The organism is Salinibaculum salinum, assembly GCF_037645885.1.
In the GTDB taxonomy this organism is placed as follows: Archaea; Halobacteriota; Halobacteria; order Halobacteriales; family Haloarculaceae; genus Salinibaculum; species Salinibaculum salinum.
On sequence record NZ_JBBENW010000033.1, the window covers coordinates 1 to 13,222 of the forward strand.

Here is a 13,222-nt window from a genome sequence, read left to right on the forward strand (position 1 = left end):
ATATCAAACGATCATTCCGCGAAGGCGTCGAAAACCTCATCTCCTGGGCATTGAACAGCCCGAACCGAAGCACCGACGAGCTAATGCAAGAAATCGAGGGTATCTTCGTCTAACGTGCGAAGTCAAGGAACTAGACAGTGTCCTCCTCAATTGAAAGACCGCCAGGCGGTGGCAGCTGCGTCAATCAACTCTAACGCGTCTTGACTTCCATCTGCTTCCCCTTTCTCGAAATCTTCCTCAGTCTGCCCCATCTGGTTTGTCACATGCGCGAAGCAAACGACTGGCACTTCTCGAACCTCCGCGAACGTGTACAGTGCAGCCGCCTCCATTTCGACAGCAAGGATTTCTTCTGACCTCGCACGTTCAATTGCAGTCTCCGTCTCCCGAAACGGGGCGTCCGTCGTCCACGTTGCCCCAGATAATTCGTGGTCGGGTTCCATCCATTGGAGAATTACCACCGGGAGTCAAGTCACCAACTACCGTATTTCCTGTATGAATCTCGGAATCATTCTGGAGACTAACGACCCTGAGCGCGTCTGGAACGCATTCCGTCTTGCAAACACAGCGCTCGATGCAGATCACACGGTCGAAACCTTCCTCCTAGGAGATGGTGTCGAGGCACCGGACCTCGAGCACAAGAAATTCAATCCTCACGGTGTAATGCTCAGATACACCCAGAACGGAGGCGCACTCTCTGCCTGTGGGACGTGTCTTGACTCTCGCGACCTTGAATCGGACGAGCTCAGACCTCGGGCGACGATGAGCGATTGCCTACAGCTCGTGGAAGACGCCGAGAAGGTGCTCACGATCGGATAACTAAACGCTCAACCCACGACAGACGTTGGCAGCCTAGTCGGCAGGCTGTTCAGCCTGCCGTGTCTTGTCCACTTGCAGCGGGTCAGCCGTCGATGTCGCGGTGATTAGTCGCGGGAACTGTCCTGCGTTCGTGAGGAGTTTGTTCTCCGCCTTTCGAAGGTGTTCTTCGTATGTCGAGCGTGCGACTGCCCTCTGATCGGCCAAGTCCCGAAGCGAGGTTTTCCGCGGTTGCTTGTAGTACCCACTTTCCAGTGCTAATTGGAGTGCTGCGAACTGCCGGTCAGTGATGTTCTCGAACAGTTGATTCGCCGGAGCAAGCATACTGTGGGGGATCTGCGTCTCCAAAATGGAGGTTTTCGAGAGCAGTTCAATCTCTCTGTCGGCTCGCAGATCACCGACCAGTTCCCGGATGTCCGCACTGTCGAATGCAACCACGGTGTAGTGCTCTCAACCCTGCCGGTAAATCGTCGGCGACTGATACAGGCAGTTGTGTTCCTCGATGCGGTAGTACATACTCATACTAATAATATTGAGATTTTTATGATAATTAGTGCCGGTCATGTCCGGCAGTACCTATATACAAATATACCCGCTATTCGGAAGTACCGATGCAGGAGATATCGCCGGAAGAACTCAGCGAACAGTTACAAAATGGTGACGGGGATCCGCTTGTTCTCGATATTCGCCACGAAGAGGATTTCGAGGAGTGGCATATCCCGGGTAGTATCAACGTCGATGTCTACGACAAATTAACTGAAAACCCAGAACAGACCAAGGAACCCCTCTCGGATCTCCCAAATGAAGATCAGATCGTGACTATCTGTGCCGCAGGTGTCGTCTCGGAGACTGCGACGGAAGTGCTCCAAGAGTTGGACTACGACGCAGTGACGCTCACGGACGGGATGAACGGCTGGAGTCGGGTTCACCGACACGCGAAAGTGGCAGTGGGTCTCGATGGCACGCTTATTCAGGTCGCACGTCCGGGGAAGGGCTGCCTCTCGCATGTCCTCATCTCGGACGGTGAAGCCGCAGTCTTCGACCCGTCGCACTATCTTGACGAGTACGACTCGATTCTGGATGAATACGATGCCGAATTGGTTGGCGTCTTCGATACGCACGCCCACGCCGACCACGTCTCCGGCGCTGGGGAACTCGCCGACCGACACGGCGTCCCATACTACCTCCATCCGAAAGACGCGCTTGCCATCGACGCGACGGCACTCGCGGATGGACAGACTGTGGCGGTCGGCAGCCTCGATATCGAGGTTATCCACACACCGGGGCACAGCGAAGGGAGTGTCTCGTTCGACATTGACGGCGCTGCGCTGATAACGGGCGATACGCTCTTCCACGAGAGCGTGGGGCGTGTCGAACTCGGCGTCGATGCAGGAATCGAAGACTCCGACGTCGAGCAGAACGCCGCAACGCTCTACGAAAGCCTCCAGCGGTTGCTGGACAGGCCGGACGATGCAGTTGTGTTGCCAGCACACGATCCTGGCTCGCCTGAACCGCCTGTGACCGCGACCCTTCAGGAAGTCAAAGACCGAAATGAGGATCTCGGCCGCAACCGCGAGGAGTTCGTCAACGAACTCGCTTCGGACATCCCGGATCACCCGCCGAACTTCGAGCGTGTCAAGCGAACGAACGTCGGGCAGGAATCTGTCCCGGCTGACGAACTGGCTGAACTGGAACTCGGCCCCAACAACTGCGCGGCGGAGTGAATCCATGAACACGGCTACTGTGCTCAAACAAGGTATTCGAGAGCACCTCGGGCAGTTCTCGCTACACGTCCTGCTGGTGTTCGCCACTGGCCTAACTATTGGATCCGAACGGACCGTCGTCCCTGTTCTGGGAGAAGAGGTACTCGGCGTCAAGTCTTTCTTGGTTATCGGTTCGTTCGTCGTCTCGTTCGGGATCGTGAAGTCTATCCTCAATCTCTACGCTGGCAAGTGGGGTGAAGAATACGGTCGCAAGCCAGTACTCATCGCCGGGTGGGCGACGGCACTCCCCTTGCCGCTCATTCTCATCTTCGCTCCCAGCTGGGGCTGGATCACGGTCGGGAACATACTCCTCGGCATCAACCAGGCGCTGACCTGGAGTATGGCGATCAACGCCAAAATCGACCTCGCGGGGCCCGACCAGCGCGGGCTCGCGGTCGGCATCGACGAGTCGTTCGGGTACACTGGCGTTGCCGTCGGGGCATGGCTTACGGGCGTTATCGCCGGTCAGTGGAGTCTCCGACCCGAACCGTTCTACTTCCTCGCCGTCGTCGTCGTGCTGGCGTTCCTCATCTCCATCTTCCTGATCAAGGAAACCGTCCAGTACGCCCAAGCCGAGGGAGACGACGACCACCACGACGCGAACCTGCCGTTCAACGAGGTAGTGAAGCGAGCGACCTACGGTGACAGGACGCTGTTCGCTGCGGCTCAGGCCGGCCACATCGAGAACTTTGTGGACACGCTGTTCTGGATCGCCGTCCCGCTGTATCTGGTCAGCCAGGGGCTCGGCATCGCGGCAGTCGGAGTCGTCGTCGGCGTCCACAGCGCGATGTACTTCCTCCAGATTGCGACCGGTGGGCTCGCTGACCGTATCGGTCGCCGTCCGCCTGTCATTTGGGGGATGTTCCTCGCAGGAGCCGGTGTCCTCGGAATGGTTCTCGTCGAGGGGTACCTCGCTTGGGCTGTCCTGGCCGCTATCTCCGGTCTCGGGATGGCGTTACTGTATCCGAACCTGATGACTGTGCCGAGCGACGCCGCCCACCCGACGTGGCGGTCGGCTGGGATGGGCGTCTACCGGATGTGGCGTGACTCCGGGTATGCTGTCGGCGCAATCCTGATTGGACTCTCGATGGAGTTCGTGAACGCTGAAGCAGCGTTCTACATGACTGCAATCCTGATGTTCGTCTCCGGTGCAGTCGTGTACGTCTGGATGGAAGAAACGCATCCCGACTTCGGGACACACGAACCGCCTGCACCTGCGGCAGAGCAACCGACCAAGACAGTTACTCAAGACTAGTTCAGCAGGCATTCTTTTTGATAGTGACCGTATCAGATTTTTGCCCTCAATACGGACAGATCTCAGACTACTGTCTGCTGAGTATGCGCGGTGTATACAGTACGGTCATCCGAACCTGACAGATGGCAGTACTCCCGACAGACCCCATTCAAGGCTCGTCACCATCGGCAGTTTCCGAGATCCGGCGAGGAAGAGAGGCTACTACGGGTAAATCTCATTCAACGATAGACTCTGATTGAAATAACAACTGAAACGGTTTACACACCGACCGCACCGCCATCGTACGGTCGTATGTGCAATGGCTTTCAGTGGCTACTATAGTGTCTGGGTACTCCGAGACAATGTCCTCGTGGATGTCGAGGATGTCTTCGACCGGCGGATAGCAAAAGGAATCGGTCATTACCGGAGATTTACATCCAACTACTCTATCGGTTTCTTTCTGCGAATGAACGACTCTCAGAGGAATGGCACATCTCAGTCCAATCTACAACCGACACAATCCATCTAACTCGAAACTAGCGCTCAGACGGCGGCGACACGCAGTTGGGTGAGTGTTGGATTGGCAATCAGAACTGCTTTCTCGGAGTCACTTACCGAGTCATAGTGGCCTCCAACCGGAGGACAGATTCGGCTGAACAATCTCTACTCTTCATTATCTGAACCGGCGTAAGAGGACTGAGAACCATGGTTTCTAGCACAAGTTCCGAAATCGAACCGAACGCTTCTGGAAGCCGCGCCGCGATGGTCGCCGGATTGAGTATCGCGATACTCGGATTTCTCGCAGTGGTCTTTCCGTTCGTCACGGGGCTCTCGGTAGCCATTTTGCTCGGTGCAATTCTAATTATCGGGGCGCTCGTACACGTCTCGCACGCCTTCTCCGCGGGAAATTTCAGAACCGTACTCGGGCAAGTGATACTCGCCGTCCTCTACGTCTTCTCGGGAATTGCGTTCATCGCGAACCCAGTCGTCGGACTGGCGACGTTGACCCTGCTGGCCATCGGTTTCTTTCTCCTTGACGGCCTCATCGAGATCGCGTGGGGGCTGCAGAGCCGCGGACAGCCCGGAGCCATGTGGCTTCTCGTCAGCGGTGGCATCTCCCTCCTGCTGGCCGGTTTCCTCTGGCTCGGCTTCCCGACCAGCGCGATATGGGCCATCGGCGTCCTCCTCGGTGTGAATCTGTTCGTGACCGGCGTTTCGATAGTCCTCCTTGGACGCGAAACCCGCGAGTCAATTGCGCAAGACATCGCACAGGGGAGCCAAGGATGAACCTGAAAGTTACGCTGGCCTGTAACGACCAGAGTCTGGTCGGCCCAGGGTTCAGGCGGATTCGCCAGACGTCTGAAAAGAATAAAACAACTCGAATCGGAGGTCATTCGAATCACTCTCTCGGCCGAAACCGAGGGGTACCTCCGCGGAGCCGTCACTCCCGGAGACATCGAAGCCCAACGAACGGCGTCGAATCGATCGAAGGGATTTCCATTCAATCTGCCGCTCCACGTGGTAATGCACGGGTTCTACTCCACTCTCGCCCGCCCGATGGTTGGACAGCAGCAAACGCTGTCGAGACTCGCTGCCTGTTAGGGACTGCTCCACAGGCGTTGGGCGAAGCTGCCTCGCTCCTCGGCACGCAACACGACTGGCGCCTTAGGGAGTGGAATCGAGCATGAGCCAACAACTACCTGAAGAGTGGTTTGTCAGAGACAGTCGGATCAACGCAGCCATCGCGTGGTTGCTCGTCGGCGCTCTCGTCGTCGTGGCGATAACCGCGCTCCTGAATTTCCTGCTCGTCCACATGGCACTTGCGGCTGTTTCGGCGTTCGTCGCTATCGCGCCAGCATTCGCTGCTAGAACGTGGACCCGGACGGTGCCATGGCCGCTCCTGCTGGTCTGTACAATTCCCCTGTCCGTCGGGGCCATCGAAGCCAGTTTTTTCGCCGGCTTCGTCACCAGCCTCAGCGTCACCGCGCTGGGGATGCTTGTGGTCGTCGCGCTCCAGTCGGCAGGATTGGTGCGCATGACGCCTAACTTCGCCGTGGTTTTCGTGGTACTCACCACGATGGCGACTGCGGGCTTCTGGGCGGCGGGATCGGCTGCTTCGGCCCAGTATCTCGGAACGACCTTCGTCGAGACCAACGACGACCTGATGGCGATATTCACCGCCGCGACCGTGGCAGGATTCGTCGCCGGCGGTCTCTTTCGACTATACTTCCGTCGGCGCCTTCGAGCGAATCTCGACTATCTCGGCGGTGAGGGGGTGAGTGCCCTATGAGTTTCCAGAGTCGCGTACACGTTTCCGAACGCACACAAGCGGTACTCGTCAGGGGTCTCCAGACGGTGATGGTCGTCATTCTCGGTATCGGGCTGTACTCCGGTAACATCGGAGTTGCATTCAATGCCGCAGTTGGACTCCTCGTCACGCAGCTACCGGCGGTGCTGGAGCGTAGATACGGGATTGTCATGGACGTGGCACTCGTCCTCTGGATCGCGCTGGCGATGTTCCTCCACGCGCTCGGGACGGTGCCACTCCTCGGTCCTGACTTCGCGACTCTGTACGGCTCGACGTGGTGGTGGGATCATATGACCCACGCGCTGTCCTCGTCGCTGGTTGTCGGATCGGCCTACGCGGTGACGCGGGCCTTCCAAGAACACACAGAATACATCCACCTGGGACCGAAGTTCACCTTCGCGTACCTGCTGGTGTTCGTGATGGCTTTCGGTGTGTTCTGGGAACTCATCGAGTTCTACATCGCCGTCGGCGCCGGGTTGTTCGGCATTCCGCAGGTGCTTACCCAGTACGGTCTCGAGGACACCGTCCTCGACCTCGTCTACAACACCATTGGTGGCCTGCTGGTCGCTATCTTCGGGACGACGTACCTGACTGGCATCTCCGACCAATTGCGGGGCCGATTCGAGTCTGAGGAGACGAAGGGCTAATTCAGGTGTCGGCGAGTTTCAGATACGGGAGCATGTCCGCAGCCTGATCACGCAGCTCGACGACCTCCTGGTCGGAATCGTACTCGATGGCGCCGCCGTCGGCCAGCATCGGAAGATGAATGTGGATGAGACTCGTGCAGATGCGCTCGTAGCGGTCGTGGGTGTGCTCACCTTCGAGGAGAGCGATCTGGTCGGCTACGTCGCTCACCGAGGTAGTGCCGGCCTGGGTGGCGAGATACTGAACGGCGATTCGGCGGCGGTGGTGGGACAGCAGCTTGAACAGCGCTGACACAGTCTGTTCGGCGTCGATATCCCCCGCAGTGTTATCGTCGGTTTTGATTGTCATCAGAGTTCTTACTTCCCTGTTCGGTTCGACTCTCCGACTGGTCTTGTTGGTATGGCTATGGGAAGTACACCAGACTCTCGGGGGAAAGGTATCTTAATTGTATGTACCACATCACGCCGCTAACGTTACGTGTAGAGGGTATATTCGAGCCAAGTACAGATACGCTACCTGATGGGGTTCCGACAGAGAGCATCACTCGTCGACGAAGTCGCCGCCGTTATCGGGCGGGACAGCGCCACTGGTTTTCTCGATGACGACCCGCCAGTCCGGCACCAGATCCGATGGAGAGGTGATCTCCCATGTGTCTTCGATCTCGGTGCCCGCTGCGAAAGAGTCCCTCAACAGCGTCGCGAGGGCTCGCTCGAAGGTTTCGGAGGAAGAGTCTGAATTTCCGTCGTTCGATGTGGTCATTGTCGTACTGGGCGCGACCTGCAGGATAGGAACCTATGACTGCCGGCGGCCGTGTATATCCCACAGCCGTCTTGCGTATTTAAAGTTCGCTGTCCACGAGTCTCGCTTCGAACGAACACCGCCGCTGGCGGCACGTGAGCGGACGCACCCATCGGCTGCTTCAGTCGCACAATGCCGAATCGAACGCAACCACTATCGATTTCGTGGGGGTCCATCCGGTACGTAACCGAACAAGAACTGAGCCGGCCGTCCGCACGACCGCTCTGGGTCGAGTCATATTGCTGGCTGTAATCCCGTGAGTGATTTCGACCTATCTACCCGGTGATGGCGCGACGAACCCGGAACGGGTGTGTTGAAGCACCTCTCCGTCAGTCTCCAGTCGTAGCTTCCTCTACGGGAGAGGCGTTCGTGACCTCGATACCCCCCGAGAGTTCCGTATTGTGATACGGGATGTCGATACCCTCGACGTCGAAGCGCTCTTTGACCGCTTCGACAAACTGCGAACGGATTACCCCGTAGCTGCTCTCCGACGGATCGATCCAGATTCTTCCCGAGAGGACGACCGCTGAATCGCCCAGTTCCACGACGGGTGCTGTCGGTTCCGGGTACTCGAGGACTCCGTCGATACGAGCACCTTCCTCGACGATGGTGTTGCGTGCCCGGTCGATGTCGTCATCGTAGCCGATACCGAAACCAACTGACACTCGGCGCCGGTCGTTCGCGTCGTTGTTGACGACTGCCGCATTGGCGAGGTCGCTGTTCGGGACCGTCACCAGTTCGTTGTCGAACGTGTCTAGTCTCGTTACCCGCATCTGAATCTCCCGAACCACGCCGTCTTTTCCGTCCCACTCGATCCAGTCGCCGACTGCGAATGGTTTGTCCTGAATGATGAACACACCGGCAACGAAGTTCGCGATGAGGTCCTGTGCAGCGAAGCCGACCGCAAGCGTAATCGCGCCACCCAGAGTTGCAAACGCGGTGAGTATGGTCCCGAACCCTGCTATCGTTGCAGCGATTGCGATTGCGAACACAGTCGTCACGATGACCGTCATACTCACGGCGAAGCTGATGAGCGTCTCGTCGAAGCCCCGACGTTGCAGGGTGCTGTCTATCGCCCGAGTCGAGACGGAGCGCCCGACCCGGTAGACGACGACGAACACGATGGTGAACGTCAGAATCGTCGCTATGATGTTGGTGAGTAGTGGAACGTACTGCTGGACGTCGATCGGTAGTCCCTGCTGTAATGGTAACATACCATCTACCGGGTGGTGCTGGTGGCGCTAAGTAATTACCAGCGTACAGGCGGGGGCGTGTCATGGATTCCCGGGGTTGCGTGGTAAGAACGCCGAAACAACGAGCGTGAGCGACGCGAATACGACGAGGAGGAGCAACGTCGCCCGCTGTGCACTCACCATGGCGGCCTCGAAGACCCCTTCGAGCAGTTCCTGCTCTGTGGGGCTCAATCCGGCGAGAAACGCCTGCCTGGTGGCCTCGGTCACCGTCTCTGCGGCCTGTTGCAGTGCCAGAGCGAGTTCGTCGCGTTGGGGCACCGACACTGCGGCGCCGGTCGCCCGGAACGTGCCGTCTATCACGCCACGGTAGAACTCCCCGAGCAGGAAGGCGCCGACGACGGCAGTCCCGAGCGCGTACGCAAGCATTCCAGTCGCGTTCATGACGCCCGAGGCCTCCGAGGAGTTCGCCTCCGGGACCGCTGACAGCGTCGAATTGACGAGTTGGGGCGTCATGAGCCCGATGCCGACGCCAACGACTGCCATCGGGACGGCCATGCTCCCCACCGTCTGGTTCGGATTCGTGTCCTGGAATAGCAACAGGAGGCCGACGCCCATCAGCACAGCCCCGACCTGGACGAGGGTCTTTGGCGCCACGTACGCGCGCCAGCCAGTGGTGAACGTCGAGACAAGGAGCGTCCCGATGGAGAACGGAAGCATCGCGACTCCGGCCTTGAAGGCGGTGTAGCCGAGCCCGGACTGGAGGTACACCGGGATGATGAAGATGAATCCTGCCATGACGAGCGCCCGAGCGCCGAAGGTCAGCGAGCCCGCGGTGAAGGTGCGGTTCGAGAGCATTCCCATCGGGACGAGCGGCGAGCGGCCAGCCCGCTCGAGGCGGTACTCGTACTGGACGAATGCGGCGAACGCGAGCAGGCCCAAGCCGATGGTCCACAACGCTGGCGACGTCCCGAAGGGGTTGAACTGGACGCCGAAGGCGACGAACGGCCGGGTCGCGACCAGCCACCCGAACTTGCCGGCGAGGAGGAAGCCGACAACGAGCGACGTCGCGCCGACGACGGAGAGCACAGTCCCTCCAACGTCGAGTGGGTCAGGATCAGACGTCAGCGGGGCGGCGCTCACGTAGCGAACGAACACCAGCGCGACGGCGACGACGACCGCCTCGAGGGCGAACCCCCACCGCCAGCTCGCGAACGTCGTCAACGCCCCACCGAATATCGGCCCGACGGCCGCGCCCGCCGCGCTCACGCCCGCCAGCACCCCGAGGGCCCTCGCGCGGTCTTTCCCATCGTAGGTGACGATGAGTACAGTGAACGTCAGCGGCATCAACACGGCGGCCGCAGCACCTTCGACGAGGGACCAGCCGAAGTACAGGACGGCGGGGCTCCAACTGACGGCCGCCAGCAGCGAACCAGCGGCGTAGACGACAAGCGTCCCCTGCATGAGCCGCCGAACGCCGAATATCGACGGGAGCTTCCCGCCGGGGAGCATCAGCGCCGCCATCACGAGCGAGTAGACCGCTATCGCGCCCTGAACGACGGAGACGGTGGTGTCCAGGTCTGACACGATTGCCGGGATAGCGACGTTCATCAGTGTCGAATCGATGACCGCGATGAACATCGCCAGACTCACTGCGATGGCCGGCCCCCAGTATGACAACGTCCCCTGCTGTCGGTCCGGGGTATCGACTCCGTCCCCGGGTTCTTCCGCATCAGAACTCATCGAGACACCCCAGGAGAGACCAGTCGCTCGGGTCGTTGTTCCCGTGTTCTCCCGTCGGACACTTGTGTCTCGATAAACCCGACGCGAACGACGATGTCCCGGTCGAACTCCGCAGTTAACTGGTCGTCCCAGCGTTGAGCGAGGTCCGGTGGTACCTCTTGGTCCCGTGGAACGCCGACGAGGACGTTCACCCGCGGTTCGTTTCCGAGGAGCAGATCGATCGGTTCGTAGTCGGCGGTCACCGAAACGAGTTCGACCCCCTCGATGTCTGCCTCGTCGAACTGCTGCTGGAGTTCAGTCCGTGTCTGCTGCTCGAAGGCCTGCGTCTGAAACGTCGTCCAGGTAACCGCACCGAGGACGATCGAAAGCAGTGCGATGGCGACCGCGATCACGACGATGCGAGAGACGATCGAGGCGCGAACGCCCTCGAACGCGCCTGCGTCGAGTGGCTTGAACCCTGCTACCCAGAACAGAGTCAGGGCGGAGACGTTGATCGCGAGCAGGTTCACGACGACGAGCACGGCGCCCGCGATTGAGACCCCCGGTAAGCCGAACGCGATACCGAGACCCGAGGTCGCGGCGGGTGGAACGAGCGCGACGGCGATGGCGACGCCGACGAGGGTCGACCCGGAGCCACGCATGATGCTGAGCGACCCGGCGATCCCCGATCCGAGCGCGAGAAAGAGCGACAGGAAGTTCGGGCTCGTCCGCTCGGCGATCTGGGGGATGGTCCGGATATCGAGTCCCGGCGGGACGAGAACGGTCTGCCGGAGGAGCCACCCCATGACCGCCGCCGTCGCGATGGCAGCGACGAGCCCGACGACCTGCAGTCTGACGCCGCGTTTGGTCATCCCCGGATCGTCGAGGATCGTCCCGACGGAGGCGGAGACGGCAGGCCCCATCAGCGGCGCGACGACCATCGCGCCGATGATCGTCGCCGCGGAGTCGAGTAGCAGGCCCGTCGTCGCGATGACGGTGCTCAGGAGGAGAAACGCGAAGAAGGTGGAGTTCGCCGGGGCGAGATCCTGCGCCCGTGCGTACAACTCCTCGCGCGAGATCCGGAGGCCGGGAAACCGTTCGACGAGTGCGGTCAGACGCTGTGAGACGACGGTCTCGGTCGAGAGGACGATGGTGTATGCGTCCTCCTGGATACCGGCCTCGATCAGTTCGTCCATCACCGGTTCGACGCCGCTCGGCGGGACGGGAAACTGAACCATCGCCTCGAAGTCACCACGGCCGACCTCGTCGAACACGGCGTAATCGATACCCTGGTCGTCGAGCGTGTCGAGGACGGCCGATCGGGTTCCCTTGGGGATGAGAACTTGGACGAGTCGCATGTGATACTGAGTGACCGGTCGTCCGAGCGTTCCAGACGACCAGAGGGTGCGGTTTCCGCTCCGTTAACTCGGCTTTCGTCGGCGACGGGGTTCCAATGGATTCACCCGGCGACTTCCTCGGCGGCGAAGGTCTCGCGGAGGCGCTCGTCGTCTTCCGGGGAGAGGTTCGTATCGATGATTTCGAAGTCGTACTCGAAGTCCGACAATTCTTGCTTGATGCGCTCTATATTGCCTTCCCGTGCGAGCAGGAAGAGCGCAGAGTTTCCGGGCTCGATCGCGTCCCGTACCTCATTAATAAAGTCGTCGTCGATGCCGAAGTCGCCGAGTTTCCCGGAGAGTGCGCCGCCAGCGGCGCCGGCCAACAGGCCGAGCCACGGGGCGAAAAACAGCAACCCAATGAGCATCCCCCAGAAAGCGCCGCCCAGAGCGCCCGCACCGACGAGGCTGTGCGCCTGCTTGACCTTCGCACGCCCTTTTTTATTCCGGACGACGACTGCTGCGTCCTCGAGCTTGATCAGCTCCCGCTTCTGTAGGTCGTACATCCTGTCGCGCATGGCTTCAGCGCCGTCTATGTCGCCGAATCTGAGTACAACAAGTGAACTCATACCTCAAGTGGACTGCCAGATGACTTAGTTAGATGCTAACATTAGACCGAAAGATTCCCTTACCTCTCTGCGCGTCCTGCAGCAGGATCCAGGAGAGAGATCAGTCCGATCTCCGTGGTCTTAGGATCTCGACAAAGGGGTCATCGACTCGGAAGGGGAAGGCTATCTCGCTGTGTACTGGTTTCGAAGTGGCTTCCTCGAACGCTTCCATCCCAAGTTTGATGAGTTCGGCCACACTCTCAGTCCACTTCGGTCCACCATCAGACTGTTCGAGAGACATCTCTTCAATGATGAACTCCGCCAGCACCTCCTTCGTCACCTCAACCTTTCGTGACGGCCCGAAGTAGACCTTTACCCGGCGATCATCGTAATCACACGGAGGTCTGAAACACCCACCTGCTGAGATTATCGATAATGTCGTTAGCATTCAGCTTGATATTCAGTTCGATTGTGTTATACTCGAATTGTCCAGATACGGCTATAGAAGCCATCATACACCGGATTATAGCGGTGAGGTTGAAGGTGTCGCCCAGAACACTACCGGGCGAGAAACTACTAGTGCGGCTTCAGTCCTGAACTGCTAGCTTTATCTACGTAGAGCGCCTCTAGAGAGTGTTCAGAAATCTTCTGAAGTAGACCATGCCACGAACTCAACAGTACTCTGTCGATCTGTCTGCCGATGAACGAGCGGAACTGAACGCGATGCTTTCGGCTGGCACATACAAGACGCGGGAACTCACGCGTGCACGGTGTCTCTTGCACGCCGATGACGGCTTGACTGACCCG

General features: G+C 59.3%; 14 protein-coding genes and 1 pseudogene. 6 read left to right on the forward strand and 9 right to left on the reverse strand.

Annotated features, from left to right (window positions below; all coding sequences use genetic code 11):
• Nucleotides 1-146: 146 nt before the first annotated feature.
• The gene (locus WDJ60_RS18295) at nucleotides 147-440 is read right to left on the reverse strand and encodes a phosphorylase family protein (protein ID WP_340102199.1); all 294 of its coding nucleotides are present in this window, start codon (nucleotides 438-440) and stop codon (nucleotides 147-149) included.
• 52 nt (nucleotides 441-492) lie between these two features.
• On the opposite strand from WDJ60_RS18295, the gene WDJ60_RS18300 reads away from it, so the two are divergent.
• Nucleotides 493-816, forward strand: coding sequence for a DsrE family protein (locus WDJ60_RS18300; protein WP_340102184.1), 324 nt, complete (start codon nucleotides 493-495; stop codon nucleotides 814-816).
• 33 nt (nucleotides 817-849) lie between these two features.
• Here the strand turns inward: WDJ60_RS18300 and WDJ60_RS18305 are convergent.
• Nucleotides 850-1,320: pseudogene (locus WDJ60_RS18305) on the reverse strand (helix-turn-helix domain-containing protein); the annotation flags it as partial.
• 104 nt (nucleotides 1,321-1,424) lie between these two features.
• On the opposite strand from WDJ60_RS18305, the gene WDJ60_RS18310 reads away from it, so the two are divergent.
• From WDJ60_RS18310 to WDJ60_RS18330, 5 genes are all read left to right on the forward strand, one after another.
• Nucleotides 1,425-2,537: an MBL fold metallo-hydrolase gene (locus WDJ60_RS18310; RefSeq protein ID WP_340102187.1), complete on the forward strand. Its 1,113-nt coding sequence runs from the start codon at nucleotides 1,425-1,427 to the stop codon at nucleotides 2,535-2,537.
• 4 nt (nucleotides 2,538-2,541) lie between these two features.
• Nucleotides 2,542-3,831: an MFS transporter gene (locus WDJ60_RS18315; RefSeq protein WP_340102188.1), complete on the forward strand. Its 1,290-nt coding sequence runs from the start codon at nucleotides 2,542-2,544 to the stop codon at nucleotides 3,829-3,831.
• 684 nt (nucleotides 3,832-4,515) lie between these two features.
• Nucleotides 4,516-5,097 (forward strand): HdeD family acid-resistance protein, encoded by a 582-nt coding sequence (locus WDJ60_RS18320; protein WP_340102189.1) that lies wholly within the window; start codon nucleotides 4,516-4,518, stop codon nucleotides 5,095-5,097.
• A gap of 397 nt (nucleotides 5,098-5,494) precedes the next feature.
• Nucleotides 5,495-6,100 carry a hypothetical protein gene (locus WDJ60_RS18325; RefSeq protein ID WP_340102190.1) on the forward strand — a complete coding sequence of 202 codons (606 nt, stop codon included), beginning with the start codon at nucleotides 5,495-5,497 and terminating at the stop codon, nucleotides 6,098-6,100.
• Entirely contained in the window at nucleotides 6,097-6,765 is a 669-nt protein-coding gene (locus WDJ60_RS18330; RefSeq protein ID WP_340102191.1) for a DUF2238 domain-containing protein, read from the forward strand. The genes WDJ60_RS18325 and WDJ60_RS18330 overlap by 4 nt, the downstream gene beginning before the upstream one ends.
• Before the next feature lies 1 nt (nucleotide 6,766).
• Here the strand turns inward: WDJ60_RS18330 and WDJ60_RS18335 are convergent, their stop codons facing one another.
• The 7 genes from WDJ60_RS18335 to WDJ60_RS18365 all read right to left on the reverse strand — a co-directional run bounded on the left by WDJ60_RS18335 (nucleotide 6,767) and on the right by WDJ60_RS18365 (nucleotide 12,863).
• On the reverse strand, nucleotides 6,767-7,111 hold the full coding sequence (locus WDJ60_RS18335; protein ID WP_340102192.1) for a DUF7344 domain-containing protein: 345 nt from the start codon (nucleotides 7,109-7,111) through the stop codon (nucleotides 6,767-6,769).
• A 192-nt stretch (nucleotides 7,112-7,303) separates the two neighbouring features.
• Nucleotides 7,304-7,522 carry a hypothetical protein gene (locus tag WDJ60_RS18340; RefSeq protein WP_340102193.1) on the reverse strand — a complete coding sequence of 73 codons (219 nt, stop codon included), beginning with the start codon at nucleotides 7,520-7,522 and terminating at the stop codon, nucleotides 7,304-7,306.
• Nucleotides 7,523-7,890: 368 nt separating this feature from the next.
• Nucleotides 7,891-8,775: a mechanosensitive ion channel family protein gene (locus WDJ60_RS18345; RefSeq protein WP_340102194.1), complete on the reverse strand. Its 885-nt coding sequence runs from the start codon at nucleotides 8,773-8,775 to the stop codon at nucleotides 7,891-7,893.
• Nucleotides 8,776-8,835: 60 nt separating this feature from the next.
• Nucleotides 8,836-10,494 carry an MFS transporter gene (locus WDJ60_RS18350; RefSeq protein WP_340102195.1) on the reverse strand — a complete coding sequence of 553 codons (1,659 nt, stop codon included), beginning with the start codon at nucleotides 10,492-10,494 and terminating at the stop codon, nucleotides 8,836-8,838.
• On the reverse strand, nucleotides 10,491-11,831 hold the full coding sequence (locus tag WDJ60_RS18355; RefSeq protein WP_340102196.1) for a TIGR00341 family protein: 1,341 nt from the start codon (nucleotides 11,829-11,831) through the stop codon (nucleotides 10,491-10,493). Before WDJ60_RS18355 ends, WDJ60_RS18350 begins: the two co-directional genes overlap by 4 nt.
• A gap of 101 nt (nucleotides 11,832-11,932) precedes the next feature.
• Nucleotides 11,933-12,436 carry a DUF1269 domain-containing protein gene (locus tag WDJ60_RS18360; RefSeq protein WP_340102197.1) on the reverse strand — a complete coding sequence of 168 codons (504 nt, stop codon included), beginning with the start codon at nucleotides 12,434-12,436 and terminating at the stop codon, nucleotides 11,933-11,935.
• Between the two features lie 100 nt (nucleotides 12,437-12,536).
• On the reverse strand, nucleotides 12,537-12,863 hold the full coding sequence (locus tag WDJ60_RS18365; protein ID WP_340102198.1) for a hypothetical protein: 327 nt from the start codon (nucleotides 12,861-12,863) through the stop codon (nucleotides 12,537-12,539).
• Nucleotides 12,864-13,222 lie beyond the last annotated feature (359 nt).

Coding starts and splice junctions, on each gene's coding strand:
- WDJ60_RS18295 (WP_340102199.1), bottom strand. CDS start 440: ATGGAACCCGACCACGAATTATCTGGGGCAACGTGGACGACGGACGCC.
- WDJ60_RS18300 (WP_340102184.1), top strand. CDS start 493: ATGAATCTCGGAATCATTCTGGAGACTAACGACCCTGAGCGCGTCTGG.
- WDJ60_RS18310 (WP_340102187.1), top strand. CDS start 1,425: ATGCAGGAGATATCGCCGGAAGAACTCAGCGAACAGTTACAAAATGGT.
- WDJ60_RS18315 (WP_340102188.1), top strand. CDS start 2,542: ATGAACACGGCTACTGTGCTCAAACAAGGTATTCGAGAGCACCTCGGG.
- WDJ60_RS18320 (WP_340102189.1), top strand. CDS start 4,516: ATGGTTTCTAGCACAAGTTCCGAAATCGAACCGAACGCTTCTGGAAGC.
- WDJ60_RS18325 (WP_340102190.1), top strand. CDS start 5,495: ATGAGCCAACAACTACCTGAAGAGTGGTTTGTCAGAGACAGTCGGATC.
- WDJ60_RS18330 (WP_340102191.1), top strand. CDS start 6,097: ATGAGTTTCCAGAGTCGCGTACACGTTTCCGAACGCACACAAGCGGTA.
- WDJ60_RS18335 (WP_340102192.1), bottom strand. CDS start 7,111: ATGACAATCAAAACCGACGATAACACTGCGGGGGATATCGACGCCGAA.
- WDJ60_RS18340 (WP_340102193.1), bottom strand. CDS start 7,522: ATGACCACATCGAACGACGGAAATTCAGACTCTTCCTCCGAAACCTTC.
- WDJ60_RS18345 (WP_340102194.1), bottom strand. CDS start 8,775: ATGTTACCATTACAGCAGGGACTACCGATCGACGTCCAGCAGTACGTT.
- WDJ60_RS18350 (WP_340102195.1), bottom strand. CDS start 10,494: ATGAGTTCTGATGCGGAAGAACCCGGGGACGGAGTCGATACCCCGGAC.
- WDJ60_RS18355 (WP_340102196.1), bottom strand. CDS start 11,831: ATGCGACTCGTCCAAGTTCTCATCCCCAAGGGAACCCGATCGGCCGTC.
- WDJ60_RS18360 (WP_340102197.1), bottom strand. CDS start 12,436: ATGAGTTCACTTGTTGTACTCAGATTCGGCGACATAGACGGCGCTGAA.
- WDJ60_RS18365 (WP_340102198.1), bottom strand. CDS start 12,863: ATGCTAACGACATTATCGATAATCTCAGCAGGTGGGTGTTTCAGACCT.